This window comes from Herbihabitans rhizosphaerae, assembly GCF_004216555.1.
GTDB classification, from domain to species: Bacteria; Actinomycetota; Actinomycetes; order Mycobacteriales; family Pseudonocardiaceae; genus Herbihabitans; species Herbihabitans rhizosphaerae.
This window is the reverse complement of record NZ_SGWQ01000003.1, coordinates 611,733-637,932: the sequence shown is the minus strand read 5'-3', so window position 1 is coordinate 637,932 and position 26,200 is coordinate 611,733. Positions and strand designations below refer to the sequence as shown.

Genomic DNA, 26,200 nt, shown 5'->3' with positions numbered 1-26,200 from the left:
GGTGATCTCCGTTCTCCGGTGGCCGGGTTCTCCCGGCCGTTCGCGGAGACATCGGAGCCGATCGCGCGATTTCGACAGTGCGTGTGATCGCGCCGTTTCGCGTGACCCCACGTGCCACATTTGCGACGAGCGTTCACATTTTGCGTACTTTAGCGGGCTAAAGTACGCAAAACATGAATGGATCGATCGCTAAGTTTCGGACACTGCAGCGTTGATCAGCCGCCGGCGAGGCGCAGGCCGATCTCGCGCAGTCCTTCGAGGTCGTGCACGTCCGACGGCATCGCCGGCACGTGTGTCACCGCGACCGACGGGTGCGCCTTGGTGAACCGGGACACCAGCCGCTTCTCCCGCTGCGCGACCGCCACCCGGTCGGCGTGCAGGCGCAGCACCGCGGCGGCCAGCGGCGCGCCGCCGTCCAGCTCGTCGGCCGCCGCCAGCGCCTTGGTCGCGGTCAGGCCGGCCAGCAGCGGGTGCGTCCGGTTGACCACCAGCCCGGCCAGCGGCATCGACTCCGACTCCAGCCGCTCGGTGAAGTAGCTGGCCTCGCGCAGCGCGTCCGGCTCGGGCGCGGCGACCACCAGGAACGCGGTGCCGCCGGAGCGGAGCAGCTCGTAGGTCTTGCGGGCGCGCTCACGGAAACCGCCGAACATGCCGTCGAAGGCCTGCACGAACGCCGACGCGTCGGCCAGCATCTGCCCACCGACGATCGTGCCGACGGCCTTGGCGAACAGGGTGAACCCGGCGCCGACGACCTTGCGGATGCCCCAGCCGCCCGCACGCCCCGGCGCGGACAGCAGCTTGATCATCCGGCCGTCCAGCGCGCGGGACATGCGCTGCGGCGCGTCCAGGAAGTCCAGCGCGGACCGGCTCGGCGGGGTGTCCACGATGATCAGGTCCCAGGAGCCCTCGGCGGCGAGCTGGCCCAGCTTCTCCATCGCCATGTACTCCTGCGTGCCGGAGAACGACGAGGAGATCGTCTTGTAGAACGGGTTCGCCAGCACCTCCTTGGCCCGCTGCTCGCCCGCGTGCGCCAGCACCATGTCGTCGAACGTGCGGCGCATGTCCAGCATCATGGCCGACAGCTCGCCCTTCGGCGAAAACCCTTCCACCGCAACGGTTTTCGGGGTGTTGCCGAGTTCGCGCAGGCCGAGTGACTGGGCCAGCCGGCGGGCCGGGTCGATGGTCAGCACGACCGTCTTGCGACCCCGTTCGGCGGCGCGCAGGGCCAGTGCCGCGGCCGTGGTGGTCTTGCCGACGCCGCCAGAGCCGCAGCACACGAGCACCCGGGTGTCGGGGTCGTCGATCAGCTTGTCGATGTCGAGGACGCTCATCGAGCCCCCTGGTCCAGCAGCACGTCGGCGAGGTCGTACAGAGCGGCCACGTCGAGGCCCTCGGTGACCTCGGGCAGTTCGAGCGTGGGCAGGTCGGCCTCGTCGAGCTGGGTGCGGGCGCGCAGCTCGGCCTGCACCCGGATGGCGTGCTCCACGGTCTCCTCGACCAGCCCGTCCAGGTCCGCCGTGGACAGGTTCAGCCCGGCGGCGGCCAGCCCCTCGCGCACCCGGGAGGCGTCCACCCGCCCGTCGGCCGCGGCGGTCACCGAACGCGCGGGCAGCCGTGGTGGGCGGACCCGGTTGACGAACACCGCGCCGGGGCGCAGGTCCGCGCCGTCCAGCTCGGCGACCGCCTCCAGCGTCTCGCGCACCGGCATCTCCTCCAGCAGGGTCACCAGGTGCACGGCGGTGTCCTGCGAGTGCAGCAGCCGCACCACGCCCTCGCTCTGGCCGCGGATCGGCCCCACCTTGGCGAGGTCGGCCATGGCGCGGGTGACGTCGAGGAACTTCACGATCCGGCCGGTCGGCGGCGCGTCCAGCACGACCGCGTCGTACACGTGCCGGCCGTTGTCGTCGGTGCGGCCGACGCACTCCTTGACCTTGCCGGTGAGCAGCACGTCGCGCAGGCCGGGGGCGAGCGTGGTGGCGAACTCGATCGCGCCCATCCGGCGCAGCGTCCGCCCGGCGAACCCGAGGTTGTAGAACATCGCGAAGTACTCGAGCAGCGCCGCCTCGGCGTCGATGTGCAGCGCCTTCACCTCGCCGCGGCCGGGGGTGACGGCGATCCGCTCCTCGGCGTAGGGCAGCGGCTGGGTGTCGAACAGCTGCGCGATGCCCTGGCGGCCCTCGACCTCGACGAGCAGCACGCGCCGGCCGCCGGTGGCCAGTGCCAGCGCGAGCGCCGCCGCGACCGTGGTCTTGCCCGTGCCGCCCTTGCCGGTGACCACGTGCAGCCGCGCCCTGGCGATCTGGTCGGTCCAACCGACGACGGGGAGGGTCACTTGCTCAGGGTAAATGTCCGAAATCGATTCGCACCCGTCAGCACGGGCAGGCGTGCGCTAGCTCACCAGCACGAGTACGGACACGATCACCCCGACGGCGACCACGATGCCCCACACCAGCCACGCCGGGAACACAGTCGCGCAGAGCACGCCGATCAGGACCAGGACGGTGAGCGCGATCGCGCCGGACAGCGCGACCTGGCCGCTCGTGCTGCCCTTGCGGTCGCGGACCTGGGCCATCGTGACGAGCACGAGCACGATGCCGCCCGCGGCGAGCAGCGAGGTCGCGATGATCCGCCATGCCTCCACGGCGCACACGGTAGCGGTCGGCGGGCGTGAGTGTGGGTCATCGCTCGTACGGGTGATGCCCGATTTCGCCGGTAACACCGGAGGCGGAGGTCGGCGGGGTGGCGCGGGGCTCTACGCTCCCAATCCATGACCAAGTGGGAGTACGCCACCGTTCCCCTGCTGACGCACGCGACGAAGCAGATCCTCGACCAGTGGGGCGAGGACGGGTGGGAGCTCGTGGCCGTGATGCCCGGGCCGACCGGCGAGCAGCTGGTGGCCTACCTGAAGCGGCCGAAGGGGGCCTGAGTCGATGGCGTGGCGTGAACGGCTCGCCGAGGTCGGGATCAAGCTGCCGAGCGTGGCGACTCCGGCCGGCGCGTACGTGCCGGCCGTGCGGGCCGGCTCGCTGGTGTTCACCGCGGGCCAGGTGCCGGTGGTGGACGGAAAGCTCGCGGCGACCGGCAAGGTCGGCGCCGAGATCACCGTCGACGAGGCGCAGGCGCACGCTCGTACCTGCGCGCTGAACGGGCTGGCCGCGGTCGACTCGCTGGTCGGGATCGACAACGTGGTGCGGGTGGTCAAGGTCGTCGGGTTCGTGGCCAGCGCCGAGGGCTTCACCGATCAGCCCGAGGTGATCAACGGCGCGTCCGAGGTGCTCGGCGAGATCTTCGGGGACGCTGGGAAGCACGCGCGATCGGCGGTCGGCGTGGCCGAGCTGCCGCGTGGCGTTCCGGTCGAGGTGGAGATCGTCGTCGAGGTCTCGTAGCTCAAGCGAAAGCGGACCCTTGGAGGGCAGCGTGTCGGGTGACGGAAGAGCGCGGAAACCGGAGGACGCGGCGCACGAGCTGCTGCTGAGGCTGGCCGGGAGGCTGTCCGACCGGCACCTGTGGCGGTGCCGCGACTGGCTGGCCGGCGGGGCGATCGACGTGCTCGCGCGCAGCCTCCCCCTCACCCTGCTGAGGGAACGGGTGGGAATCACCGCACAGGAGTCACTCCTGGTCAACGCGGCCTTTCTGCAGGCAGGGGCGGACGCCGGACGGCTGTCCGCGCTGCCCTGGGTGGACGAGATCGCCGATCTCGACTACACATTCACGTCTGAGTCGCCCGATCGGGTGAATCTGGGTGACTCGGTGGCGGTCGTGCTCGGCGCGACGCTTCGGGGGCGTCCCGAGGTGAAGTCGGCACGGACGTCGTGGCGGCACGGACGGTACGGCGATGGCCGGACCGAGCCGGTGCGGGTCGTACTGGTCACCGCGACACACGGGTACAGGAAGTTGACCGGCGAGATGCAGCGCGTGCTGCGCGCGCTCGGTCAGCACGAGCCCAGTGTCGAGGTGCTGCCAGAGGGCATGGCACCGCCGCCGTACCAGGAGGCGGCGCTTGCGGAGTCGACTCCGCTGATGCCGGAGCTGGCCGGCGTCAGCTGACCCGTCGGTACCGACGAGCCGGAAGGAGATCACCGTGACCCAGGTGGTCGACCGTGTATCCCTGCCGATCAGAATCCACGATCTGCTGCTGGCGCTCGCCGGCCGGATCGACGACGACGGGCTGAGCGACGCCCGCGAGCTGGTCGCCTCCGCCGAGCTGGACCGCTCGCTGGAGATGATCGCCGGGTGCCTCACCGCCGGTGGCATTCCGGTGACCCCGACCGAGCGGGACGAGCTGCGCCGGATGTTCTCCGAGGCGCACTGCGACGACAGCGTGATCGAGAATCTGGTGGTCGCCACCGTGGCCGCGCCGCCGCACCGGTTCGCCCCCGGCGAGGCCGGACCGGCCGGCGCCGACCAGGGCGTGGCCGATGCCGTGCGCCGGGTGCTCGATGTGCTGCCGGACGTGCGCGCGGTGCACGCCGTGTGGCGGCTGACGCCCGCGGGCGCGGCGACCGGACCGGTGCCGCACCGGGTCGTGCTGATCGAGATCGGCGCGGACGGATTCGCGCCGGCCACCTCCTACCGGGTGGAGAACGCGCTGCGCCGGGCCGGCATCAGGGCGACCGTCGAGGTCGTGGCCGCCAACGGCCGGCGGCAGGAGTACCACCGGGCCGCGCTGGCGAAGGCTCGCATGATCGACGTCGGGGTGTCCGCCGGGTCCTCGTTACCCGAGCGGACCTCCAGACCGAGCACCCCGCCGCCGGCCAAGCCGGCCGCGCCCGCCGAGCCGGCTCCCCGCGCGGAGACGCCGCCGCCCGCCCGCCGGAGTGTCGAGGAACCGGTGCGGGACAAGCCGGTCAGCCAGGACAAGCCGCGCGAGACCGTGCCGCCGCCCACCCGGGTGGAGTCCACCGCGCAGATCCCGAAGGTGCCCGCAGAACCGGCTCCCCGCGCGGAGAAGCCGGTCGCGCCCGCCGAGCCGCCCAAGCCGGTCGAGGAGCGCAAGCCGGAACCGGTCGCGGAGGCGACCAAGCCCGAGCCGACCACGCCGTCGAGCACACCATCGTCGACCGACTCGGCGATGTCGTCGTTCCAGTCGTTCACCGATCGTCCGGATCTGACCGAGCGCACGGATCGGACCGATCCTCCCGAGCAGCGCCCCGACCGGACCGAGAGCGTGGCGAATCCGAAGCGCGGCGATTCGGCGTCCCGGCGGTCCAAGGACGTGGACGCCGACCTCAGCGATCAGGAGCGTGACCTGCTCCGCCAGTTGCACGAGGAGCTGGCCAAGCGGGAGCAGGCCGACTCGACCCCGTCGGCCAGCCGTTCGTCCAGCACGGGCCGCTGGCAGGTCGACCGCTCCGGCCGGGAGCGCGGCGAGTCCTCGATGATCAACGGGATCCCGCCGGAGCAGCCGCCCTACCCTGGCTGAGGCAGCGCCAGGCCACGGCCGTCACCGCGATCATGACGGCGGCCGCGACCCAGAACGGCGTGGTGATCCCGAACAGCCCGGGATGGTGGACCGACCGCCGGTCACGCGTCCACTTGTTATCCGAGCTTGCGCAGTACCGCGTCGAGCACCTTCTGCAGGTGCACCCCGCGGTGCACGTCGCACGGGTGTGAACGGTCGCCAGAACTGATCAGCTTGCCGAAGTCGTCCAGCAACACGGAGAACGCCTCGTTCGGCGTGCCGTCGCCGGCCTGCAGGTCGCGGTAGCCGTGCTCGCCGAACACCGCGAAGTCGATCACGGTCGGCTGCACCGGGAGGCGCATGCACATCGTGACGGTGCTCGTGGCGCCGCCTTCGTGTTCGAGCAGCAGGTGCCACAGGTCGTCCTCGGCCACCCGGTGCGCGGCCAGCACGCCGGTGATCGGGCCGAGTGCGGCGTCGAGCAGGTCCAGCGTGTGCGGGCCGATGTCGGCCAGCGCGCCGCCGTCGTGCCGCCACGGCGAGTGCGAGTACACCCCGCCGAGCAGCGCGCCGGACAGCCACTTCGCGTTGCCGCCGGTCCATCCGCCGGTCGAGCGCACGCCGTCCAGCCAGCTCGCGACGGCCGGCGTGAACCGCCGGGTGAGCATCACCAGACTGGCCACTCCGGCCTCGGACACCTTGTCCGCCAAGCGTTCCGCTTCGTCCACAGTGGACGCGATCGGCTTCTCCAGTACCACGTGTTTGCCGGCTTCGGCGGCGCGCACGGCCAGGTCCGCCTGGATCGCCGGCGGCACGGCGAACGCCACGGCGTCCACAGTGGACAGCAGCTCGTCGAACGTGCCGACCGCCGTCGCGCCGTTCGCGGAGGCGACCTCGGCGGCCGCCTCCGGCCGGCGCGCCCACACCGCGGCGAGCGTGGTGCCGGAGTGCTCGGCGAGCCCCGGCGCGTGCACCGACCGCGCCCACGGCCCCGCGCCGACCAGTCCGACCCGAATGGAGTGCACCTCATGTGTAGCCATGTGGCCAATCCTGCCGGTTACCCTCGGCGGCGTGCCAGATTTGCCGAAGGAGCTGACCCTGCCGGAGGGGTTCGTGCCGCCGGACGTGCCCGAGAACCCGGTCACGCCGAAGGACGCCGCGACCGTGGTGCTCGCGCGCGACTCCGCCGACGGGCTCGAGGTGTTCCTGCTGCGCCGGGTGATGGGCATGGCGTTCGCCGGTGGCATGACCGTGTTCCCCGGCGGCGGGGTGGACCGGCGCGACGCGGATGTGAGCAACTGGGCAGGTCCGGAGCCGGCATGGTGGGCCGAGCGGTTCGGCTGCGACGTGCCGCTGGCGCGGGCACTGGTGTGCGCCGCCGTGCGCGAGACGTTCGAGGAGTCCGGCGTGCTGCTGGCCGGACCGGACGGTGACAGCGTGGTGTCCGACGCGGAGCCGTTCCACGGCGTGCGGCAGGACCTGGTCGACCGCAAGATCTCGCTGGCCGGCTTCCTGGCCGACGCCGGCCTGGTGCTGCGCGCGGACCTGTTGTCGCCGTGGGCGAACTGGGTCACGCCGGAGGCCGAGCCGCGCCGCTACGACACGCGGTTCTTCCTCGCCGCGCTGCCGGATGGCCAGCGTGCCGACGGCGTGACCAGCGAGGCGGTGGACGCGGACTGGCAGCGCCCGTCCGAGGCGATCGCCGACTGGAAGCACGGGCGGCGCGGCCTGCTCCCGCCGACCTGGATGACGCTCGCCGAGTTGGCCGAGTGCACTGGCCTGTCCGACGCGATGACCCGCGAGCGGACCGTGGACAAGATCATCCCCAAGGTGGTCCGCGACGGGAACGTGGTGCGGGTCGTGCTGCCCGGCGATCCCGCGTACGCCGGCGCGGCGGGCCACCTGGACGCCGGACCGGACGACGAGTTGGAGCTCGAATGAACACAGCAAGGCGGAGCCTTTCGTTGAGAGGGTGGGGGCGGGGCAGAGGATGGTGAGTCACCCCGCCTACGGACAGTTCCGCGAGGTGGCGCCGTTCGCGTCGGTGCTGCTCGCGGACAACCCGTCGATCATGACGCTGGACGGCACGAACTCCTGGGTGCTGCGCGCGCCCGGCGCGTCCGCGTCGGTCGTGGTGGACCCCGGGCCGCACGACACCGTCCACTTGGCACAGTTGGCGGACGCGGGAGCGGTGGAGCTGATCCTGGTGACCCACCACCACGGCGACCACACCGGCGGGATGGCGGCGTTCGCCTCCCGGGTGCGCGCGCCGGTGCGCGCGTTCGACCCGTCGTGGTGCCTGCGCGGCCCGGCGCTGTGTGATGGCGAGACGCTGGAGGCCGGCGGGCTCGAGCTGCGGATCATGCACACGCCAGGGCACACGTCGGACTCGATTTCCGTTGCGGTGCAACACGATGGCGCGTCCGCGACGCTCACCGGCGATACCGTGCTCGGGCGCGGCACCACGGTGATCGCACACCCCGACGGCACCCTCGGCGAGTACCTCGACTCGCTGCGCCGGCTTGCCGACTGTCCACAAGGGACACTCGTGTTGCCGGGGCACGGGCCGGAACTGCCTGATTTGGCGGCCACCGCGCACGAGTACCTCGCGCACCGCGAGCAGCGCCTTGACCAGGTGCGCGCCGCGCTCGCCCAGCTCGGGCCGGACGCGTCGCCGCGCGAGGTGGTGGAGGTCGTCTACGCCGATGTCGACCCGGCGCTGTGGGGGCCGGCCGAGTACTCGGTGCGCGCGCAGTTGGAGTACCTGCGCGGCTGACACCCTTGTCGAAAGACAAGGTGAGCGCGTTCCGTTCGGCAGAGGATGGCCGGTGGCCGCCATGGCCCGCGTGCTCGCCGTGCCCGTGGTCACCGTGATCGCCTACGCCGCGAGTGAAGTGCTCAAGATCGTGGTGCGTGAGGACCGACCCCGCGGGCTTGATCCCGGGTGCTGGTCTGTCCGGGTGAACCGGGCGTGAGGGTGACACGCGGGCCGGTGGGCGGTCGTACGGTGACTCTGCGGGTGGGCAGCGGTACGGGGTGTGCCGCAAACCACATTTAGCGATCATTTAGCGACGCGCTGCGACAGCTCGCTAACCTGTCGCGCTGGGATACGACTGAGGGGAGTCACTGGGGTGGCCGAAGAGGGGGAGCGCCCGACCGGGAGCTATCGGGCGAGGCCGGCACCACAACCGATCGCCGCACCGCCGCCCGGCGGTGAGGTGCACTCGATGGCACACGGCGGCGATCTTGAGATCGCACCAGAAGCCGGCGGAGGCCGCGCGCTTCTCGCTGCGGTCGACCACTGTATCGATGTACTCGACAAGTACCGACGCCAACTCAGGAACCTGGAGTACGGGCTCGCACTGGGCAGCAGCGATGGCGCCAGGGTGGTGGCGCCACTGATGACCAGCGCTGCGATCGACGAGCAGGGCTTGCGGCCACAGATGGGCAAGGCGGCTCAGGAACTGCTGGCGTACCGGCAGGCCGTCGAGGCTGCGATGCGTAGCTATGAGGCTACGGAAGGGAAGATCAGGAGCGACATGAACCGAGCGGACTCATGACGCGGATCGCGATTTTCGCGGCCACCATGCTCATTGCCGGCCTGACGCTTGGTGGCTGCTCCGATGGCGCCGGCCAGGCGTCGTCGCCAGATCCGACGTCGCCGCCGCCGGCGACCTCCGTGCCACAAATCGGCGGCACGGCTGCGCCCCCAACGACGATGACACATCCGCAGCGGGACGCGAGGTTCAGCAAGGTCGATGCGTGTGCCTTGTTGAGTTCCGCTGAACTCGCTTCTCTCGGTCTCGGTGCAGGCCAGCCGACGAATAGGGCGTCAACCCGGTACGCGGTCAGTGGCTGTGAGTGGCAGCAGCCGGGGCGCGGGGGCACGGACGTGGTCGTGTACGACCAGGCGATTACCGGACCGGGCGTTGAGACACCCATTGGGAAGGTGGGGCGTTACGACGCGATCCGTAGGGCCGACGATGTCGGCGTTTGTGGTGTCGAGTTGATACCTAGCCCGTATTCGCGGGTCGTCATCAGTGTCGTCTCATCGCGCGAGGCGGAAAAGAACTGCGATCGCGCTTTGGCGATGGCGCAAACGGTTGAGCCGAAATTGCCGTGATTTTCTGGGGGAGAATCGATGAGTCCGACGAGTAGACCAGGTGCGAACGAGCACGGAATCTACGTGTCTCAGGCGAAGGTGGCCTCGAGCGAAACGCTCAACCGCGAGGCCAGTCAGGCAGCGAAGAGCCGTGAGGTGGCCAGCGCCGGGCAGTTCAGACTGGACTACCTGAACGCCGAGAAGAACATGCTCGCGAACGGCAAGGGGCTGCGACCCGTTTCCTTGCCGGGTTCGCTGTATCAGTCGCGGGCGCACGCGGATCTGGAGCGAATGGTGCGGGACGGCGATCCCGCTGCCGTTCAGGGAACCGCGGACATGTGGATGGAGATCGGCGGTGCCTTTCTCGAACTTCAGCAGGCTATTTCGGATTCTGTTGGAAAGAGCAAGGCCGGTTGGCGCGGGCAGGCCGCGGAGAAGGCGCACCAGGGCATGGCGAACTTCGCGAACTGGGCCGGGCCGGCGGGTGAATCCGCCATGCTCGCCGGAAAGACCGCGCAGGCGCAGGGCGAGGCGCTGGAACTGGCGCGCAGGAACATGCCGCCCGCGCCGGCGAGTCCGATCGACCCGAACAAGGTCAACGCCGAGCTGCGCGCGATGCCGATCGAGCAGGCGAACGCACTCGCCCCCAAGATGCAGGCCGAGTTCGACAGGCAGAAGGCCGAGCACCAGCGCGCGGTCGACGTGGTCAGCGGCTTCGATTCGGCGCTCGGCGGATCGTCCGTCCCGATGTTCGCGCCGCCGCCTCGGCTGGCCGCGGGTGGCGGCGGATCGGTCCCGCCAGGCGGCTCGGGCACCACTCCTCCCGGAGGTGGCAGCCGTGCCGGGATCCCCCAGGTGCGCGACGGCGGAGGCGGCACGACCGGGCGACCCGGCGACGGCGGTGGCAGCACGGTCGCGCCGCCGCCCGGCACGGGTGACCACGGCGCGCCACCACCGGGTAGCGCGGCACCGCCCGGCGGCGGATCGCCGGTCACCAGGCCGGGCCCTGGCGCTGGCTGGCCGGGCGGCACCAGTCCGGAGTGGCACGACCCGAGCCTCGGCGGCGGCCAGGACATCGGCCGCGGCCCCAGCCAGGGCGGCCCAGGCCAAGGGCTTGGCCAGGGGCTTGGCCAGGGTTCCGGACCGGGTGGCGGCATGATGCCTCCGCTCGGCGGCGGGTTCGTCCCCGGCGGTGCGAGTGGCGACAGTGGCACTCGCGGTCGCTCGGGCTTCGGGCCACTCGGGTCGGGCGGCACACCCGCGCCCGGCAGCCGGGCCGGCGGTATGGGCGGCTACGGCGGCGAGCACGCCACTGGTCGCGGCGGCTACGGCGGGGCCGCGAGCGGGCGAGGCGGCGCCGCGGGCATGGGCGGCATGCCGTTCGGCGGCGGAGCCGGCTCACGCGGCGAGGACGATCAGGAGCACCGGCGCCCGAAGTGGCTCGTGGAGGGAGACCCGGACAGCCTGTTCGACACCGACCAGGTCACCGCGCCCCCGGTGATCGGCCTCGACTGACCGATGCCAGCGAAGTTCGCGCTGTCACTCGCCGCGGTGGATGTACTGAGCGAGTGGCTCGAGGTCGACGTCCGGCAGTTTCCGCTGAATATCCCATTCTTCGGTGACTACATCGAGGACCGCACGCGCATCGCCGACGCGGTGTGGGCCGACATGGAACACCGCGGCCTCGCGCCGGGCGGCAAGCTGCACCCCGACGTGTCCGACGCGCTCACCGTGCTCGCCCGGTACGAGATCGGCGTCGCGATCCTCGGCACCAGCGGCGACGAGGAGATCCGGGCGCGCGCCGGCGTCGCGGGGAACCACGGCGCGATCGCCCGACTCGGCGAGAACCTGGTCGACTTCGAGCTGATCCGCCCGGAGTCGCTCGTCGGCACGATGGTCGGGCTCCTCCCCGACGCGCGGCCAGGCCCCGGCCGGTCCACCACGATCACCACCGAAGTGTCCACAGTGGACGATGAGTCGGACGGGATCATGGTGTCGGCCAACGCATCGCGGAACACGGCCGGCGGCAAGCTGCGCGCATCCGGCATCGCCATCGATCAGCCGCACACGGGTGCCGGGTTCTTCCTGATCACCACACGCGACGGCATGGGCAGGCAGGCCACCGCGCCGTCGCTGTCCTGGTTCGACATCGACGCCGGCCGCTACGTCGCGGTCGAGCACCCCGCGCGGCCGGACACACCCGCCTCCAGCACGATCGCCCCCTCGGACAACTCGCGCATCGCCGGTCACCTGCAGCGGATGCTGAACTCCTTGTGAGACAAGGAGATCAGGCTTTGGGTGGCAGCATCGGCATCACCACGTAGCGCAGGTCCACCTCGTCCGGCTCGACCGCGGTGATCACCGTGGCGCGCATGCCGGGCTGGATCGCCAGCGTGATCCGCCGTCCGGAGAACGGCCGCAGCGCGTCGGACAGGAACCGCGCCTGGAACGACGGGCTCGTCCGCCCACCGTCCACAGTGGACTTGACGGACTCCTCGGCCTCACCGGCGGTGGCGTCCGCGCCGCGCAGCCGCACCTCGTTCTCGCCGATCTCGACGGTCAGCACGCCACGCGGATCGGTATACAGCCCGACCCGGCGCACGGCACCGGCCAGCGCGTCCGCGTCCAGCTCCACCGTGGTGTCCACTTCGGACATGACCACCTTGGACTCGGACAGGAAAGCGCCGTCCAGCAAGGAAGTCGTGGCCGTGACGCCGTCCCAGGAGAGCCCGATCCGGTCCTCGTCGGCGTGCAGCACGACCCGCCCGGACGCCGGCAACTGCTTGGCCGCCTCGGCCAGCAGCGACGCCGGGATCAGCGCGTCCAACTCGCCCTGCCCGGACTCGCGACACGTCCACGGTACGGACGCGATCGCCATCCGGAACCGGTCGGTCGCCAGCAACGCGAGCCGCTCGCCGTCCCCGACGCGGTCACTGCGCAGGCGCACACCGGTGAACAGCGGCAGCGCGTCGTCGCGGGACGCGGTGGCGGCGACCGTGGCGAGCGCCGTGGCGAAGAGAACGGCGTCCACCTCACCGGCGACCGCGGGCGGCTCCGGCACACCGGGGTGGCTGTCGGCGTCCAGCAGCGGCAGCGCGAACCGGGCACCGGGCGCGCGGATCGCCAGCCGGGCACCCTCGACCACGAGCCGCACGTCCGGCTGTTCGAGCGCGCGCAGCGTCTCGGCGAGCGGCTTGGCCGGCACCAGAACACGCCCCTCGGTGTGCACGGTGGCACCGGCGCGCACCCGCGCCGACCGCTCGCGATCCGTTGCGGCGTAAAGGATTCCGTCCGCGTCGGCAGTGATCAGCAGCCCGCTGAGCACCGGGTCGATCATGCGGCCGGGCACCAGGCGCACGGCGTCGGCGGCCGCGGCGGCGAGCTCGGCGGTGGTGGCGGTGACGTCCATGCGGGCCACATTACGGCCCGGGACCCACGATCCGCTGGACGGCGTGGTGCAGGGTTTCGCGTACGTCGCGCGGGTCGGCGAGGTAGCCGGCGACCAGCGCGCCGTCGTGCAGCAGTGTCAGCTCGCGGGCGGTCACGTCCGGAGCGGGGTGGCCCTGGGCGGTGAGGATCTCGGCGAGCGTGTCGCGGAGCCAGGTGCGGTGCTCGTGGATGGCCCGGCGCACCGGGTGCGCGGCGTCCGGGTACTCGGCGGCGGCGTTGATGAACGGGCAGCCGCGGAATCCCGGGCGGCACGCGTTCGCGGCCAGGCCGGCGAAAATCGCGCCGATCGCCTCGCCGGCGGGTAGTTCGCGGGCGCCGGCGATCTTGCCGCGGATGGTGGCGTCCTCGGCGCGGATGTAGGCCAGCACGAGGTCGTCCTTGGTCGGGAAGTGTCGGTAGAAGGTCGCCTTCGTGACTCCCGCCTCGGCCGCGAGCCGGTCCACCCCGACCGCGTGGATGCCCTCGGCGTAGAACAGTCGCGCGGCTGTCGCCAGTAGCCGTTCTCTCGGCTCTGAGCGTCGTCGCGCCGAACCCACCATTCGCACTTCTTACCAAACGCTTACCGACCGGCGTGTGCGACCGTCAGCGCGCGAAGATCATGTCTACTCGTGTTCATAAGACAGAACGGTCTGTCTCCTGAGGAGGACACGCATGTCGCAGAACCGCCGCCACACCCGCCGCGCCGTACTCGGCGCACTGCTCGCCGCCGTCCCGATCGCGCTCGGCGTCTCCGCCGGGCAGAGCGGAGCCGCGGAACCCGTCGCCGAACGGCATCACGGCCCGAAGCCGACCGTGGTGCTGGTGCACGGCGCGTTCGCCGACTCCAGCTCGTGGAACGGCGTGATCCGCGAGCTGACCCGGGACGGCTATCCGGTCGTCGCCGCCGCGAACCCGCTGCGCGATCTGGCCGCCGACTCCGCCTACGTGGCCGGCGTGGCGGCCGCGGTGAAGGGGCCGGTGCTGCTCGCTGGCCACTCCTACGGCGGCGCGGTGATCACCAACGCGGCTCGTCAGGCGCCGAACGTGGCGGGCCTGGTGTACGTCGCCGGGTTCGCGCCGGACACCGGGGAGAGCGTGCTCGGGATCAGCGACAAGTTCCCCAGGACACCGCTGGCCGACGCCGTGCGTCCGCAGCCGATCCCCGGCGGCGTGGACATCTACATCGACCGGGCGGCCTTCCGGTCCGTGTTCGCGCAGGACGTGCATCGTGGCGCGGCCGAGCTGATGGCGATCACCCAGCGCCCGATGGCCGGGGCCGCGGGCGGCACGCCGTCCGGTGAACCCGCGTGGCGCACGCTGCCGAGCTGGAGTGTGATCGCCCGGCACGACAACGCGCTGCACCCCGAGGCGCAGCGGTTCTTCGCCCGGCGGATGGCGGCACGGGAGACCGTCGAACTGGACGCCTCGCACGCGGTGATGGTGTCCCGCCCGGACGCCGTCACCAGGCTGATCGAGAAGGCGGCCCGCTCGATCGCGTGAGCTATGCGGAGACCGGGACGGCGGCCGGTGCGGGAACGCCGGCCGCCACCGTGCCGCGCCGCGCCCACACGACGGCGGCGATCAGCAGGCCGGCCAATGTCGCGGCGAGGAACGAGGCGTCGGGGCTGTGGTGTTCCACGAGATAGCCGCTCATCGACTGGCCGGCGGCGAGCCCGAGGGTCACCGAGGTGACGATCCAGCCGAACGCCTCGGTCGCCGTGCCGTTCGGCGCGACCAGCTCGATCGCGGTCGAGTGCGCGGTGGCCTGCGGTGTGATCAGCGTGCCGACGACGATCATCGCGATGGTCAGGCCCCACAGCGTGCCGGGCACCGCGAGCAGCGACACCATGATCGCGAACCCGCCGAGCAGCACGGGCAGCCGCAGGTGCATCTCGCGTGGCCACGGCCGCGTGCCGTACGCCACGCCGAAGATCACCGAGCTGACCGACCAGATGGCCAGCAGCATCCCGCCGTAGGCCTTCTCGCCGGCCATGGTGGTCACCGCGGGTACCGCGACCTCGACGAATCCGACCACGACGCCGAACCCGCCCGCGGCCAGCGCCAGCGTGACCATGCCAGGGCTGGACAGCGCGCCGAGCAGTCTACGGTCGGGGTGCGGCTCCGGCCGGACCGCGCGCACGGCCGGCGTCAGCGCGAAGAACGTGCCGCCGGCGATCATCACCGCGGAGCCGAGCACCACGCCGGTGCCGGCCCACGGCGCGTCGGCGAGCAGACCGGCGAAGGCCGGCCCGAGGATGAAGAACACCTCCATGCTGATCGCCTCGTAGGCGTAGGCCGCGTGCCGGACGGGCCCCGCCGGGACGAGCGTCGCCCAGAGCGCGCGGGACGCCGCGCCGACCCCGGGCTCGGTGAGGCCCACGCCGAAGGCCACCGCGATCAGTACGGGTGTCGGGGCGTGCGACTCGATGGCGATCACGGCCAGCGTGACGAACAGGGCGAGGGCGGCGACCACCACGAGTAGCGGCCGGGTCGGTCCGATCCGGTCCGCGATGCGGCCCTGGGCGACGGCACCGGTCGCGACGCCGACCAGTGCGCCCGCGCTGACCAGTCCGGCGATCGCGAAGGAGCCGGTCTCGCGCTGGACGTAGAAGAGCAGCGACAGTCCCACCATCGCGATCGGCATCCTGCCGAACAGCGCGCCGATGACCGGACCGCGGGCGCCGGGGGCGGTCAGCGCGGTTCGGTAGTCGGCAAGGCTCGCGGAGTGGGACACGCGTGCCAGTATGGCAATTTTGGTACGTCTGTACCAGTTACTTTCTGTGTGAGTTCCGCCCCAGTCGTGCGGCGTTGACCGCGATCAGGTCTCGGTTGGGTAACAGTGTGCCGATTTTGAGCCCGACTCGCGCAACGCAAGGGCCCGTTGGTGAGTCCTTGAGGGTGAAAAGACTTGAGTTACAGGGGTGGGTTCGTGCGATGGTGGTAACGAACCTGTCGAGATTTCGACGGTACCGCTGAACGCAGTAACGCGTTCACTGTGAAAACTTGATAAGTCTCCCTCCGGGCACGGGTCGGGGCCACACACCGGAGGGCGGGGAGCGCGGGTCGTCGGGGGATGGTCCGCGCACAGCGAAGGGCCGGTGCGCCGCGTCGGGGGCGGCGCCCGGCCCTTCGACTCGTCCGCCTCCCCGAAATTTTGCCCCGGTTACCTTTGGCGGCACCCTGCGGTTGGCCTGTCACCGTGGCTGGGTTGCGTCACGTTCCCCTTAGGTGCTGTTGACGCGAGTGCGGTTTGTCCCGGTTATGTAGATCCTCAGCGGGCGCGGCGGGCCAGGCGTTCGGGGTCGAGGATCAGCACGCTCTTGCCTTCCAGGCGCAGCCAGCCGCGGTGCGCGAAGTCGGCGAGCGCCTTGTTGACCGTCTCCCGGGAGGCGCCGACGTACTGCGCGATCTCCTCCTGGGTCAGGTCGTGCGTCACCCGAAGCAGGCCCGCTTCCTGACTACCGAACCGCTGCGCGAGCTGCAGCAGCGCCTTGGCCACGCGGCCGGGCACGTCGGTGAAGATCAGGTCGGCCAGCATGCCGTTGGTGCGCCGCAGCCGGCGCGCGATCACGCGCAGTAGCTGCTCGGCGATCTCCGGGCGGGTCGCGATCCACTGCCGCAGTGCGGGACGATCCATGGTCACCGCCTTCACCTCGGTGACCGTGGTGGCCGTCGAGGTGCGCGGGCCCGGGTCGAAGATCGACAGCTCGCCGAACATGTCCGCGGGGCCCATGATGCCCAGCAGGTTCTCCCGGCCGTCCGGGGACTTTCTGCCGAGTTTCACCTTGCCCTGCTGGATGATGTACAGCCGGTCGCCCGGCTCGCCCTCCGCGAAGATCACATGTCCCCGCGGGAACTCCACGGCCTCGAGCGTCTGCGCGAGCGCTTCCGCAGCGGCCGGCTCGACACCCTGGAAGATGCCGGCCCTGGCGAGGGTCTCGTCCACCTCGTCCCTCCCGTCAGGTGGCGACCGCCGGGCCCACGACGTGGGACGGCGGGACGCCTGTCACTAAATGCAGTGTAGAGCTGTGTGCAGGATCACCGTGCCAGGTGGCACCGGGGAGTCGTCACACAGTGCCCGATCTGGTGGACACTATCGCCTAGTTCCGAACGCGGCGACCTCGCGCGCGCCCGCCGACGCGGCGCAGCCTGAACAGCTCGAGCGCCCGGCCGATTCCGTGCCCGTACAACGCCTTGACCTCTTCCGGCCGGGCCTGCTCGAGCAGCTCCTCGACCTCGCTCTCCTGAACGGCCACGTGCCGCAGGCGGGTCTCCACGCGCTCCATGAACAGCGCGAAGAACATGATCACGAGTGGGACTACGAACACCATCCAGACAGTCATGATGCGTTGAATCCTCGCGCATGGTCGGTTGGCCGGTGCGCACGGGGCACACCTCGGGCGTGTCCGCTCGCTGTGTTAAGTAGACGCCCGAGTCGGGCTCGGGGTTGTCCCGAGGTTGTCCCCGAAATCCTGTCGGTCGTGGCGGGTAGTTTGTCGGTGTGCCAGCGGGTAGTGAGACCAAGATCGGCCTGTCCCGACGTGCGCGCCGGATGACCCGCGCGCTCGCCGAGGCGTTTCCGGACGCGCACTGCGAGCTGGATTTCAGCACGCCGCTGGAGCTCGCGGTGGCCACGATCCTGTCCGCGCAGTGCACCGACGAGCGGGTCAACCTGACCACGCCGGCCCTGTTCGCGAAGTACCGCACCGCCGCCGACTACGCCGGCGCCGACCGCATCGAGCTCGAGAAGATGATCCGGCCGACCGGCTTCTACCGGAACAAGACGACCTCGCTGATCGGCCTCGGCTCGGCACTCGTCGAGAAGTTCGACGGCGTGCTGCCGAACAAGCTGGACGACCTGGTCAAGCTGCCCGGCATCGGCCGCAAGACCGCGAATGTGATCCTGGGCAACGCGTTCGACGTCCCCGGCATCACGGTCGACACGCACTTCGGCCGGCTGGTCCGGCGCTGGCGGTGGACCGAGGAGACCGACCCGGTGAAGGTCGAGCACGCGATCGGCGAGCTGATCCCGCGCAAGGACTGGACCATGCTGTCGCACTGGGTGATCTTCCACGGCCGGCGCGTGTGTCACGCCCGCAAGCCGGCCTGCGGCGCGTGCCTGCTGGCCAAGGACTGCCCGTCCTACGGCGACGGCCCGGTGGAGTTCGACGCGGCGGCCAAGCTGGTCAAGGGCGTCGAGGCGGAGCACCTGCTGGACCTGGCCGAGCGCACCCGCAACGGGTACCAGCCGGGCCGGGTGACCGCGAAGGCGAGCGAGGGCGCTTGACGTCTCGTGCTCGGTGGGTGATCGCGGGACTGGTGCTGGCGGTGGCAGCGGTGGTCGCGCTGTGGCCGCGTGACTCCGGGGAGCCGTCGCCGACCGTGTCCGCGCCGCCTCCCGGACCGGACATCACCACCGCGCGTGCGGCCGCCGCGTTGCCCGGCTGCCAGGTCGGTCCCGGCGGGCCGGCCGAGCTGCGCGGGGCAAGCGCCATGTGCCTCGGCGACGGGTCCACTGTGGACAGTGCGGCCGCGCTCGGCGGGCGGCCGGTACTGCTGAACGTCTGGGCCACCTGGTGCCAGCCGTGCCGCGAGGAACTGCCGGTACTCGCCGCGTACGCCGCCGAGCCGAACGCCGTCCCGGTGGTGACGCTGGCCGTGGAGAGCAAGCCGGCGGACAGCCTGGACCTGCTCGCGGCGCTGGGCGTACGGTTGCCAACCCTGCACGACGGCGACGGCTCGGTGCGTCGCGCGCTGCGGGTGCCGGCCGGTCTGCCGGCCTCATACCTGATCACCGCGGACGGCACGGTCAAGCGGATCACCGACCCGCTGGTGTTCCGGTCCACGGCCGCGGTCCGCGAGGCCGTCGCCCGCGATTTGGGGGGAGCACGATGATCGGCCCGCTGGTCGAGGTGGACGACGTCCCGGAGTGGATGCGGCCGCTGGTCGCCGCCACCGCCGACCTGGACTCCGAGGTGTTCCGCCGGCTCTCGCCACCCGACGGCGAGGACACGCGCGCCGCCGCCGTGCTGATCCTGTTCGGCTCGGAGCTGCCGCACGGCCCGGACGTGTTGCTGCAGTTGCGCGCCGACGGGTCGAGCGCGCACTCCGGCCAGGTCGCCTTCCCCGGCGGCGCGGCCGAGGACTACGACGAGACGCCGGTGGCCACGGCGCTGCGCGAGGCCACCGAGGAGACCGGCCTCGACCCGGCCGGCGTGCGCCCGGTCGCGGTGCTGCCGGAGCTGTTCATCACGCCGTCGCGATTCCTGGTGACACCGGTGCTCGCGCACTGGGACAAGCCGTCCGAGGTGTCGGCCGTCGACCCGGCGGAGACGCAGGCGGTGGCCAGGGTGCCGATCGCCGAGCTGGCCGACCCGGCCAACCGGTTCATGGTGCGCAGGAGCGTCTACATGACCCCGGCGTTCGGTGTCCGAGGCACGGCCGCCGAGCCGATGCTGGTGTGGGGATTCACCGCGGCGATCATGACCGTGTTGCTCGCCATAGGTGAGTGGGAAAAGCCGTGGGATCACACCGATATACGGGATCTTGACGTAGCGTTGCGGTCCGCCGGGCAGCTTGGCTCTGGAGGGCGCCGATGAACTGGGTCGACCTGCTGGTGATCCTGCTCGCCGTGGTCGCCATGGTGTCGGGCGCCAGACAGGGCGTGATCATCGCGTTGCCCGCGTTTGTCGGTGTACTGATCGGCGCGATCATCGGGATCAAGGTCGCGCCGCTGGTCGTCGAGCACATCGAGACCACGCCGACCCGGGTGGCGATCGCGGTCGCGGTGTTCGTGCTGCTGGTCGCGCTGGGCGAGACGTTCGGCGTGTGGGGCGGGCGACTGCTCCGCGAGAAGATCAACTCGCCGAAGCTGGCCGGTGTGGACTCCACGCTCGGCGCGGTGGTGCAGGGCGCGGTCGTGTTCGTGGTCGCCTGGCTGATCGGCGCCGCGCTCACCTCGGTCGGCAACCTGCCCGGCCTGTCCTCGGCGATCAACCGGTCGGTGGTGCTCGGCGGGGTCAACGACGTGATGCCGGAGGCGGCGCACGCGCTGCCGGCGGAACTGCGCAAGCTGCTGGACGAGAGCGGTTTCCACGGCGCGGTCAGCCCGTTCAGCCGCGCGCCGAACCGCGAGGTCGCGGCACCCGATCCGGCGCTGCAGGGCAGTTTCGTGGTGAGCAAGCTCGAGGACAGCGTGCTCAAGATCAACGCGAAGGCGCCGTCCTGCTCGCGGGCGATGGAGGGCACCGGCTTCGTGATCGCCCCGCAGCGGATCATGACCAACGCGCACGTGGTGGCCGGCGCCGACGAGGTGTCCGTGCAGACCAAGCAGGGTGCGCTGCCGGCGCGGGTGGTGCACTACGACCCGGGTACCGACATCGCGGTGCTGTCCGTGCCTCGGCTGCGCGCGGAGAAGATCCCGTTCGCCGAGCGGGACGCGGTCTCCGGGGACAGCGCGATCGTGCTCGGATATCCGCTGGACGGGCCGTATCACGCGTCCTCGGCGCGCGTGCGGGAGCGCACCAACCTGCGCGGCCCGGACATCTACGACTCGCGCACGGTCACCCGCGACGTGTTCACGATTCGCGGTGACGTGCGCAGCGGCAACTCGGGTGGGCCGCTGGTGGACGAGGCCGGTCAGGTGATCGGCGTGGTGTTCGGCGCGGCGGTCGGCGGCGGTGACACCGGGTTCGTGCTCACCGCGGACGAGGTGGCCGACGAGGTGGCCAACGCCCCGCGCCAGGACACCAAGGTCGCCACCGGCCAGTGCGCCCGCTAACTCGCGAGTCCCGCGCTGTGCACCGCCGAGTCCCGCGCCCTGCACCCGCGAGTCCTGCGCTGTGCACCGCCGAGTCCCGCGTTCGCGCTGCCTGAGCGCGGGACTCACCGTGTCTGAGCGCGGGACTCGCGAAGAAACTCGATCAGCTCGCGGTTGACGGCGGCCGGCGTCTCCAGGTGCGGGTAGTGGCCGGCGCCGGTCAGCGTCCGGTACGGCGCGTAGCTGGGCAGCCAGCTCTTGCTGGCGAGCACGGTCTCGTCCAGGATCACCGGGTCCAGCTCGCCGCGCAGCCGCAACGTCGGCAACTCCAGTGGCCGGGACATCACCTCGGCGAACCGTCGCCCCTCCGTGCGGATCTGTGACCGCACCGCCCACCGGTAGTACTCCAGCGCGCTGTGCGCCACACCCTGCACCAGCATCGCCTCGCGAAAACGCGTTGCCACGTCAGCGAAGTCGGCGCTCTCCGTCCACTGTGGACCGCCGTAGGCGCGCAGCCGCTCCTCCACCGCCGCGGCGCCGTCCCTGGTCAGCCGGCGCTCCGGCAGCATCGGCAACTGCGCGCCGAACAGGCGCCCCATCGCGCGCGCCTGGTTGCCCGCGCGGCGGTGGAACATCGACCGGCCGATCCGCGCGCGCAATGCCAGCGGGTGCGGTGCGGCGATCGCGCTGACCGAGTGCACCAGCCGGGGGTGCAGCCCGGCGACGGCCCACGCCAGTTGCCCGCCCCAGCCGTGCCCGACCAGGTGCGCCTTGCGCTCGCCCAGCGACTTGATCAGCCCGCCGACGTCCCCGGCCAGCGTCCACGCGTCGTACCCGCGCGGCGGCTTGTCCGAGTCGCCGTACCCGCGAAGATCGGGCGCCACCACGCGGTACCCCGCGTCGCCGAGCGCGGTGAGCTGGTGCCGCCAGGTCCACCAGAACCCGGCGAACCCGTGCAGCAGCACGACCATCGGCCCCTCGCCCACCTCGGCGAGGTGCAGCTTGATCCCGTTGGCGTACAGGTCGCGGTGCGCCCAGGGCCCGTCGACGCGGACACTCGACGGATCGGGGCGGGAGCGCGACCGCACGTCGAGCGACGCGGTCAAGATTTGGCGTGTCGACCGTTCGGGCCCGCGACCGTGGGTGCCACGGGGACCTCGGCGGTGTCACCGCCACGCTTGAACGCGCTCGCGGTGTCCTTCATCGTGCTGATCGTCCGTTTCGGACCCTTGATCGTCTTCACCTTGCGATAGCCGAGGAACGCGGCCAGCCCGGCGACGATCAACATCAGCAACCACACGATCCCGAACGCCAGCGACCGGTACAGGCCCAGGTCGTAGAGCAATTCGGCGAGCGCGAAAAAGAAGAAGAACGAGCTGAACAGCAGCACGGTCAGCGCGCCGACGAAGAAGGCGCTGCCCATGAGCCCCTTCTTGACCTCGCCGGTGATCTCCGACTTGGCCAGCTCGATCTCGGCTCTGACCAGTGTGGACAGATGAGTCGTCGCGTCCTTGACCAGCCCGCCGACGGACTGCTCGCCGGCCGCCGCGAAGGCACCGCCGGCGCGGTCGTCGGTCAGCGGGATCGACGGGACGGCGGGCAGTTCCGCGTCCGCTCCATGCCGACCCGCGGCGCTGGCACCGTTTCCATTGGGGTTCCGCTGCGCACTGGTCACGTGCGTCATCGTGCCATGCATCGATCTACAAGGCCGTGTCTGGTCTGGCTCACGTGTCGTCTTCGGCAGCGCGGTGCACCTTGTTGCGCCGTGCGAGCAGCGCGGCGGCCAAAAGTGAGGCCACCGCGGAGGCCACGAGTACGGCCGTCTTGGCCAGTTCGGCCTGCTCGCCGTCCAGCGCGAGATCGGCGATCAAGAGGCTGACCGTGAACCCGACACCACCGAGCATCGCCACCGCGCCGAGATCGCGCCAGCCGACATCACGGGGCAGCACGGCCAGCTTGAGTCGCACGGCGATCACCGCGGCGAGCACGATGCCGAGCACCTTGCCCACGATCAGGCCGACGATCACGGCCAGCGCCAGCCGGTCGGTGACCAGCGAGCGCAGCGCCTCACCGTTGATCGGGATGCCGGCGGCGAACAGCGCGAACACCGGCACGGCGAACCCGGCCGAGATCGGCTGCAGCCGGTGCTCCAGCCGCAACGCCGGCGGCTCGTGCTCGCCGGGGTCCGAGCGCACCCGGGTCAGCAGCCCCAGCGCCACCCCGGCGATCGTGGCGTGCACGCCGGCGCTGTGCACGGCGACCCAGGCGCCGATCGCGAGCGGCACGTAGATCCACGACGTGCGCACCCGCTTGTGCTGCAGGAACGCGTACAGGCCGAACAGTGCCACCGCGATCGCGGCGGCCACCAGGTCGAACGACGCGGTGAACATCACCGCGATGATCAGGATCGCACCGAGATCGTCCACCACGGCGAGGCTGAGCAGGAAGATCCGTGCGCTGGTCGGCAGCGCGGAGCCGGTGACCGCCAGCACGCCGAGCGCGAACGCGATGTCGGTGGCGGCCGGGATGGCCCACGCCTCGGCCATGCCCGGCGCGTTGCCGCCGACGAGCAGCGCGAGCCCGATCGGGATCACCATGCCGCCGGCCGCCGCGATCGCCGGAAGGGCCGCGGCACGCAGCGAGGACAGCTCGCCGACCACCAGTTCGCGCTTGAGCTCCAGCCCGGCCACGAAGAAGAACAGCGCCAGCAGGCCGTCCTTGGCCCAGTCGCCGACGGTCAGGTTGAGGTGCAGCAGGTGCGGCCCGATCCGCGTGTCCCGGACCGTGTAATAGACCTCCCGCAGCGGCGAGTTGGCCAGCAGCAACGCGATCGCGGTGGCGCACAGCAGGATGACGCCACCGACGGTCTCGGTGCGCAGGAAGCGGGCGAACTCGGCGACTGCCTCGCCGGTACGACGTCGAACCACGGGTGTCCCTTTGGTCGGCTACAGGTGAATCTTGCCGCCGACCAGACTTCCCGGCACACCTTGATGCGACCCTAATGTATAGGTACGCGGTTTTCCGGGAGGGAACGGCGAACGGCGGGTGACGTCGAAGCCAGGAGGTGCCATGATCCGTGCGCCTGAATTCGGCTGGTAAGGGGAACGATGGGAAGCATCATCAAGTGGTTCCTAGCCGGGGTCATCGGCCTCGGCATGATCGTCGGCGGCATCGTGATGCTGAGCGATGACACGGTCAAGTGCGGCAGCCAGACGATGAGGGAAGGCCAGAGCTGCAAGGAGACCTCGCGTGGCGGCAGCACGAAGGAACGCGATGTCGACGAGCAGCGCAGCGACAACAAGTCCACCGGCTGGCTGCTGACCGGATTCGGCTCACTGTTGACGCTCGGCGGGTTCGGCTGGGGTACGCAGGAGTTGCGGCAGCGCGGCAAGGTCAAGGCCGCGCTGGCGGGTGTGTCCGCGCAGCCGCAGGCCGGTGGGTTCGCACAGCAGCCGGTTCAGCAGCAGGGTCCGCCGTCGGGCGGCTTCCCGCAGCAGCACGTCCCCCAAGGTCAGCCGTATCCGCAGCAGGGCTATCCGCAGCAGCAGGGGTATCCGCCGCCCGGCTACGGCCCACCGCCGCCGGGCTACGGCCCGCCGCAACAGCCCCAGCAGTATCCACAGCAATATCCCCAGCCCGGCTACGGCCCGCAACAGCCGTTCGGGCCGGGTGGCCGCTGAGGGGTTGACATGACGTGAAGGCGATCATCGGCTGGACCATCGGGCTGCTCGTCGGCCTCGCGGCGATCTACGTCGGAGTCGTCCGACCGTTCGCCGGGGACGAGGTCACCTGCGGCCACCAGCCGATGCGCCAAGGTCAGACGTGTGAGGTAGTCGACAAGGGGACCGTCCAGGAGCGCCGGACCTTCGAGCAGCAGAAGCAGGCGCAGCGCGATCAGGAGTCCGGGTTCGGACGGTGGGCGCTGGTCGGTCTCGGCGGTGCGCTCGCGCTCTACAGCGTGTACCGGATGGCCACCGCGTCGCGACGGCGCGACGACTACGACGACGCGTCCGTCCACAGTGGACAGTCGCTGCCCGAGGACGAGGCGCTCGGTTCGGCGCCGCCGCCGGAGCGCGACGAGGAGCCCAGGCCGCTCGCCGAACAACCACGGCGCGCGCCGCCACTGCGGCCGCTGGCCCAGCCCGCGCTGCTGGACGACATGCCCACACGTCCGGCCTTCCCGCCGGTCTCGCCGAACGGGCGGCCGGTGCGCCCGCGTCCCCGACCGCTGGACAAGCGGCCGGAACCCCTTGGCGCACAAGGGAACGGTGAACGCCCCGGCCAGTACCCACCCGGTGGTGGCTTCCCGCCTCGGCCGATCGGCGGCGAACGGTCCGGACGGTTCCCGCCGCCGCCCGCCGGCGGACAGCGGTCGGGCACCTTTCCGCCTCCGCCGGCCGGCAACGGCGAGCGCACCGGTCACCGCCCGCCGCCTCCCGGCGCTCAGCGTTCCGGCCAGTTCGCCTCGCGCCTGACACCGGACGGTGAGCGCTCCGGCCGGTTCCCGCCCAACGCGATCCCCACCGGCGAGCCCACCGGTCACCCCGGCACGCCCCCGGCCCGCGCGAACGGCGAGGGACGCTCCGGCCACCATCCGCCGCCTGGTGGCCAGCGATCGGGCACATTCCCGCCGCCGCCGCGACCGACCGGCAACGGCGAGCGCACCGGCCACCGCCCGCCCCCGGCTCCTGGGCCGCCGGGTGCGCCGGACTGGTTCGCTCAGCCGCCGGCCGCTCCGAACGGACATCGCGTGCCGCCCGCCGAGCGCTCCGACAAGTTCCCGGCCGCCGCGGGAAGCCTGCAGCCGAACCCGGGAAACCCGTTCGGCGAGGTCCCACCCGACGACGAGATCACCGAGTTCGGCCCGTCCGGCAGTGGAAGCTATCCGGAGTTCGGTCCGTCGGGCAGTGGCTACGACCCGCCCCACCACCGCTAACCAACTGCGAACAATCTATTCTCAATCGGGAACCAGATGTTCGCGCTCGCCCTCCAATGTGATGTCCGGCAACGGAGATCAATCAACTGGAGGAAGAGCTACTCATGAAGAAGAAGATCACGCTTGTAATCGCGCTGAGCGTCACCGCCATGGCGGCAGGCGTCGTGGCCGCCGTCCTGCCGTCGGCAGCCGCCGCGCCGGGCGGTGAGCCCATTGCCGCCCCGGTGGTCGAGGTCAAGGGCGATGCCGGTTCCGGCGAAGCGGTCGCCGAGCGGGTGGCCGCCGCGGCCGCCGCGGTGGAGCGCGCCGACGCGACAGTGGAAAACGTGACCGCACAGGAGGTCGGAATTCAGGGCACCGCACCGAACTGTGTCAGCCGGACCGTGTTCAAGAAGCAGCACGAGGCCTACATCGCCAACGGGTGCGGCAAGAACATGCGGCTGAAGGTGATCATCAACAACGGCTATGACAGCTCGTGTCACACGCTGCGGCACGGTCAGCACTTCTACTACTGGTGGCCGTACGGTAGCTATGCCCGCACGGTGACGTGCTGAAATCCTTGTCCCACAACGG

The 26,200-nt window shown here is 71.1% G+C and carries 31 protein-coding genes; 19 read left to right on the top strand and 12 right to left on the bottom strand.

The window, feature by feature from the left end; all coding sequences use genetic code 11:
- Positions 1-215 precede the first annotated feature (215 nt).
- Genes bagB through EV193_RS12710 form a run of 3 tightly spaced genes read right to left on the bottom strand, consistent with a single transcriptional unit; the run spans position 216 to position 2,641 of the window.
- Positions 216-1,331: an ATPase BagB gene (gene bagB, locus EV193_RS12720; protein WP_130344234.1), complete on the bottom strand. Its 1,116-nt coding sequence runs from the start codon at positions 1,329-1,331 to the stop codon at positions 216-218.
- Entirely contained in the window at positions 1,328-2,332 is a 1,005-nt protein-coding gene (gene bagA, locus EV193_RS12715) for an ATPase BagA (protein ID WP_130344233.1), read from the bottom strand. The genes bagB and bagA overlap by 4 nt, the downstream gene beginning before the upstream one ends.
- 57 nt (positions 2,333-2,389) lie before the next feature.
- Complete coding sequence (locus EV193_RS12710) at positions 2,390-2,641, bottom strand: hypothetical protein (RefSeq protein ID WP_130344232.1); 252 nt, start codon at positions 2,639-2,641, stop codon at positions 2,390-2,392.
- 126 nt (positions 2,642-2,767) lie between these two features.
- Here EV193_RS12710 and sp36 point away from each other — a divergent pair, with 126 nt between their 5' ends.
- The 4 genes from sp36 to EV193_RS12690 are packed head-to-tail and all read left to right on the top strand — an operon-like array spanning position 2,768 to position 5,422.
- The gene (gene sp36 / locus EV193_RS12705) at positions 2,768-2,926 is read left to right on the top strand and encodes a Sp36 family protein (protein WP_130344231.1); all 159 of its coding nucleotides are present in this window, start codon (positions 2,768-2,770) and stop codon (positions 2,924-2,926) included.
- A 4-nt stretch (positions 2,927-2,930) separates the two neighbouring features.
- Positions 2,931-3,386 (top strand): RidA family protein, encoded by a 456-nt coding sequence (locus EV193_RS12700; protein WP_130344230.1) that lies wholly within the window; start codon positions 2,931-2,933, stop codon positions 3,384-3,386.
- Positions 3,387-3,417: 31 nt separating this feature from the next.
- Positions 3,418-4,047: a hypothetical protein gene (locus tag EV193_RS12695; RefSeq protein ID WP_130344229.1), complete on the top strand. Its 630-nt coding sequence runs from the start codon at positions 3,418-3,420 to the stop codon at positions 4,045-4,047.
- Between the two features lie 34 nt (positions 4,048-4,081).
- Positions 4,082-5,422, top strand: coding sequence for a hypothetical protein (locus EV193_RS12690; RefSeq protein WP_130344228.1), 1,341 nt, complete (start codon positions 4,082-4,084; stop codon positions 5,420-5,422).
- Positions 5,423-5,538: 116 nt separating this feature from the next.
- Here EV193_RS12690 and EV193_RS12685 read toward each other — a convergent pair whose 3' ends face one another.
- The gene (locus EV193_RS12685) at positions 5,539-6,441 is read right to left on the bottom strand and encodes a Gfo/Idh/MocA family protein (protein WP_130344227.1); all 903 of its coding nucleotides are present in this window, start codon (positions 6,439-6,441) and stop codon (positions 5,539-5,541) included.
- Positions 6,442-6,472: 31 nt separating this feature from the next.
- Here EV193_RS12685 and EV193_RS12680 point away from each other — a divergent pair, with 31 nt between their 5' ends.
- From EV193_RS12680 to EV193_RS12655, 7 genes are all read left to right on the top strand, one after another.
- Positions 6,473-7,342, top strand: a complete 870-nt coding sequence (locus tag EV193_RS12680) for an NUDIX hydrolase (protein WP_242613329.1) — start codon at positions 6,473-6,475, stop codon at positions 7,340-7,342.
- Between the two features lie 52 nt (positions 7,343-7,394).
- A complete protein-coding gene (locus tag EV193_RS12675; protein ID WP_130344409.1) occupies positions 7,395-8,177 on the top strand; it encodes an MBL fold metallo-hydrolase in 783 nt (260 codons plus the stop codon).
- 52 nt (positions 8,178-8,229) lie between these two features.
- Entirely contained in the window at positions 8,230-8,376 is a 147-nt protein-coding gene (locus tag EV193_RS33245; RefSeq protein WP_165401328.1) for a hypothetical protein, read from the top strand.
- A 252-nt stretch (positions 8,377-8,628) separates the two neighbouring features.
- Positions 8,629-8,961, top strand: coding sequence for a hypothetical protein (locus tag EV193_RS12670; protein WP_130344225.1), 333 nt, complete (start codon positions 8,629-8,631; stop codon positions 8,959-8,961).
- On the top strand, positions 8,958-9,524 hold the full coding sequence (locus tag EV193_RS12665; RefSeq protein WP_130344224.1) for a DUF3558 family protein: 567 nt from the start codon (positions 8,958-8,960) through the stop codon (positions 9,522-9,524). The genes EV193_RS12670 and EV193_RS12665 overlap by 4 nt, the downstream gene beginning before the upstream one ends.
- An 18-nt stretch (positions 9,525-9,542) precedes the next feature.
- Positions 9,543-11,018 (top strand): hypothetical protein, encoded by a 1,476-nt coding sequence (locus tag EV193_RS12660; protein WP_130344223.1) that lies wholly within the window; start codon positions 9,543-9,545, stop codon positions 11,016-11,018.
- 3 nt (positions 11,019-11,021) lie between these two features.
- Complete coding sequence (locus tag EV193_RS12655; RefSeq protein ID WP_130344222.1) at positions 11,022-11,780, top strand: ESX secretion-associated protein EspG; 759 nt, start codon at positions 11,022-11,024, stop codon at positions 11,778-11,780.
- 10 nt (positions 11,781-11,790) lie between these two features.
- On the opposite strand, the gene dnaN is transcribed toward EV193_RS12655, so the two are convergent.
- Positions 11,791-12,912 carry a DNA polymerase III subunit beta gene (gene dnaN, locus EV193_RS12650; protein ID WP_130344221.1) on the bottom strand — a complete coding sequence of 374 codons (1,122 nt, stop codon included), beginning with the start codon at positions 12,910-12,912 and terminating at the stop codon, positions 11,791-11,793.
- 10 nt (positions 12,913-12,922) lie between these two features.
- Positions 12,923-13,492 carry a TetR/AcrR family transcriptional regulator gene (locus EV193_RS12645; RefSeq protein ID WP_130344220.1) on the bottom strand — a complete coding sequence of 190 codons (570 nt, stop codon included), beginning with the start codon at positions 13,490-13,492 and terminating at the stop codon, positions 12,923-12,925.
- 112 nt (positions 13,493-13,604) lie between these two features.
- Between EV193_RS12645 and EV193_RS12640 the strand changes: the two genes are divergently transcribed.
- Positions 13,605-14,432 (top strand): alpha/beta fold hydrolase, encoded by an 828-nt coding sequence (locus tag EV193_RS12640; RefSeq protein ID WP_130344219.1) that lies wholly within the window; start codon positions 13,605-13,607, stop codon positions 14,430-14,432.
- Between the two features lies 1 nt (position 14,433).
- Here the strand turns inward: EV193_RS12640 and EV193_RS12635 are convergent, their stop codons facing one another.
- The 3 genes from EV193_RS12635 to EV193_RS12625 form a co-directional block, all read right to left on the bottom strand.
- Complete coding sequence (locus EV193_RS12635; protein WP_130344218.1) at positions 14,434-15,666, bottom strand: MFS transporter; 1,233 nt, start codon at positions 15,664-15,666, stop codon at positions 14,434-14,436.
- Positions 15,667-16,203: 537 nt separating this feature from the next.
- Entirely contained in the window at positions 16,204-16,878 is a 675-nt protein-coding gene (locus EV193_RS12630) for a Crp/Fnr family transcriptional regulator (RefSeq protein ID WP_130344217.1), read from the bottom strand.
- Between the two features lie 154 nt (positions 16,879-17,032).
- Complete coding sequence (locus tag EV193_RS12625; RefSeq protein WP_130344216.1) at positions 17,033-17,275, bottom strand: hypothetical protein; 243 nt, start codon at positions 17,273-17,275, stop codon at positions 17,033-17,035.
- Between the two features lie 209 nt (positions 17,276-17,484).
- On the opposite strand from EV193_RS12625, the gene nth reads away from it, so the two are divergent.
- Genes nth through EV193_RS12605 form a run of 4 tightly spaced genes read left to right on the top strand, consistent with a single transcriptional unit; the run spans position 17,485 to position 20,712 of the window.
- Entirely contained in the window at positions 17,485-18,219 is a 735-nt protein-coding gene (nth, locus tag EV193_RS12620; protein ID WP_130344408.1) for an endonuclease III, read from the top strand.
- Complete coding sequence (locus EV193_RS12615; RefSeq protein WP_130344215.1) at positions 18,216-18,827, top strand: TlpA family protein disulfide reductase; 612 nt, start codon at positions 18,216-18,218, stop codon at positions 18,825-18,827. The genes nth and EV193_RS12615 overlap by 4 nt, the downstream gene beginning before the upstream one ends.
- Positions 18,824-19,531 carry an NUDIX hydrolase gene (locus EV193_RS12610; protein ID WP_130344214.1) on the top strand — a complete coding sequence of 236 codons (708 nt, stop codon included), beginning with the start codon at positions 18,824-18,826 and terminating at the stop codon, positions 19,529-19,531. The genes EV193_RS12615 and EV193_RS12610 overlap by 4 nt, the downstream gene beginning before the upstream one ends.
- Entirely contained in the window at positions 19,528-20,712 is a 1,185-nt protein-coding gene (locus tag EV193_RS12605; RefSeq protein WP_130344213.1) for a MarP family serine protease, read from the top strand. The genes EV193_RS12610 and EV193_RS12605 overlap by 4 nt, the downstream gene beginning before the upstream one ends.
- A gap of 104 nt (positions 20,713-20,816) precedes the next feature.
- Here the strand turns inward: EV193_RS12605 and EV193_RS12600 are convergent, their stop codons facing one another.
- The 3 genes from EV193_RS12600 to nhaA are packed head-to-tail and all read right to left on the bottom strand — an operon-like array spanning position 20,817 to position 23,618.
- Positions 20,817-21,797 (bottom strand): alpha/beta fold hydrolase, encoded by a 981-nt coding sequence (locus EV193_RS12600; protein WP_242613328.1) that lies wholly within the window; start codon positions 21,795-21,797, stop codon positions 20,817-20,819.
- Positions 21,794-22,375, bottom strand: coding sequence for a phage holin family protein (locus tag EV193_RS12595; protein ID WP_130344212.1), 582 nt, complete (start codon positions 22,373-22,375; stop codon positions 21,794-21,796). The genes EV193_RS12600 and EV193_RS12595 overlap by 4 nt, the downstream gene beginning before the upstream one ends.
- Before the next feature lie 40 nt (positions 22,376-22,415).
- The gene (nhaA, locus tag EV193_RS12590; RefSeq protein WP_130344211.1) at positions 22,416-23,618 is read right to left on the bottom strand and encodes a Na+/H+ antiporter NhaA; all 1,203 of its coding nucleotides are present in this window, start codon (positions 23,616-23,618) and stop codon (positions 22,416-22,418) included.
- 180 nt (positions 23,619-23,798) lie between these two features.
- Here nhaA and EV193_RS12585 point away from each other — a divergent pair, with 180 nt between their 5' ends.
- The 3 genes from EV193_RS12585 to EV193_RS12575 all read left to right on the top strand — a co-directional run bounded on the left by EV193_RS12585 (position 23,799) and on the right by EV193_RS12575 (position 26,181).
- A complete protein-coding gene (locus EV193_RS12585; protein WP_130344210.1) occupies positions 23,799-24,371 on the top strand; it encodes a hypothetical protein in 573 nt (190 codons plus the stop codon).
- A gap of 14 nt (positions 24,372-24,385) precedes the next feature.
- Positions 24,386-25,627: a hypothetical protein gene (locus EV193_RS12580; RefSeq protein ID WP_130344209.1), complete on the top strand. Its 1,242-nt coding sequence runs from the start codon at positions 24,386-24,388 to the stop codon at positions 25,625-25,627.
- Positions 25,628-25,731: 104 nt separating this feature from the next.
- Positions 25,732-26,181 (top strand): hypothetical protein, encoded by a 450-nt coding sequence (locus tag EV193_RS12575; RefSeq protein WP_130344208.1) that lies wholly within the window; start codon positions 25,732-25,734, stop codon positions 26,179-26,181.
- The last annotated feature ends 19 nt before the right edge of the window (positions 26,182-26,200 follow it).

Excerpts from the sequence above, each read along its gene's own strand:
- EV193_RS12585 (WP_130344210.1), top strand. The coding sequence starts at position 23,799 with ATGGGAAGCATCATCAAGTGGTTCCTAGCCGGGGTCATCGGCCTCGGC.
- bagB (WP_130344234.1), bottom strand. The coding sequence starts at position 1,331 with ATGAGCGTCCTCGACATCGACAAGCTGATCGACGACCCCGACACCCGG.
- EV193_RS12595 (WP_130344212.1), bottom strand. The coding sequence starts at position 22,375 with ATGACGCACGTGACCAGTGCGCAGCGGAACCCCAATGGAAACGGTGCC.
- EV193_RS12660 (WP_130344223.1), top strand. The coding sequence starts at position 9,543 with ATGAGTCCGACGAGTAGACCAGGTGCGAACGAGCACGGAATCTACGTG.
- EV193_RS12605 (WP_130344213.1), top strand. The coding sequence starts at position 19,528 with ATGAACTGGGTCGACCTGCTGGTGATCCTGCTCGCCGTGGTCGCCATG.
- sp36 (WP_130344231.1), top strand. The coding sequence starts at position 2,768 with ATGACCAAGTGGGAGTACGCCACCGTTCCCCTGCTGACGCACGCGACG.
- EV193_RS12610 (WP_130344214.1), top strand. The coding sequence starts at position 18,824 with ATGATCGGCCCGCTGGTCGAGGTGGACGACGTCCCGGAGTGGATGCGG.
- EV193_RS12625 (WP_130344216.1), bottom strand. The coding sequence starts at position 17,275 with ATGACTGTCTGGATGGTGTTCGTAGTCCCACTCGTGATCATGTTCTTC.
- EV193_RS12645 (WP_130344220.1), bottom strand. The coding sequence starts at position 13,492 with ATGGTGGGTTCGGCGCGACGACGCTCAGAGCCGAGAGAACGGCTACTG.
- EV193_RS12665 (WP_130344224.1), top strand. The coding sequence starts at position 8,958 with ATGACGCGGATCGCGATTTTCGCGGCCACCATGCTCATTGCCGGCCTG.
- EV193_RS12655 (WP_130344222.1), top strand. The coding sequence starts at position 11,022 with ATGCCAGCGAAGTTCGCGCTGTCACTCGCCGCGGTGGATGTACTGAGC.
- EV193_RS12640 (WP_130344219.1), top strand. The coding sequence starts at position 13,605 with ATGTCGCAGAACCGCCGCCACACCCGCCGCGCCGTACTCGGCGCACTG.
- EV193_RS12575 (WP_130344208.1), top strand. The coding sequence starts at position 25,732 with ATGAAGAAGAAGATCACGCTTGTAATCGCGCTGAGCGTCACCGCCATG.
- nth (WP_130344408.1), top strand. The coding sequence starts at position 17,485 with ATGACCCGCGCGCTCGCCGAGGCGTTTCCGGACGCGCACTGCGAGCTG.
- EV193_RS12670 (WP_130344225.1), top strand. The coding sequence starts at position 8,629 with ATGGCACACGGCGGCGATCTTGAGATCGCACCAGAAGCCGGCGGAGGC.
- EV193_RS12685 (WP_130344227.1), bottom strand. The coding sequence starts at position 6,441 with ATGGCTACACATGAGGTGCACTCCATTCGGGTCGGACTGGTCGGCGCG.
- EV193_RS12700 (WP_130344230.1), top strand. The coding sequence starts at position 2,931 with ATGGCGTGGCGTGAACGGCTCGCCGAGGTCGGGATCAAGCTGCCGAGC.
- dnaN (WP_130344221.1), bottom strand. The coding sequence starts at position 12,912 with ATGGACGTCACCGCCACCACCGCCGAGCTCGCCGCCGCGGCCGCCGAC.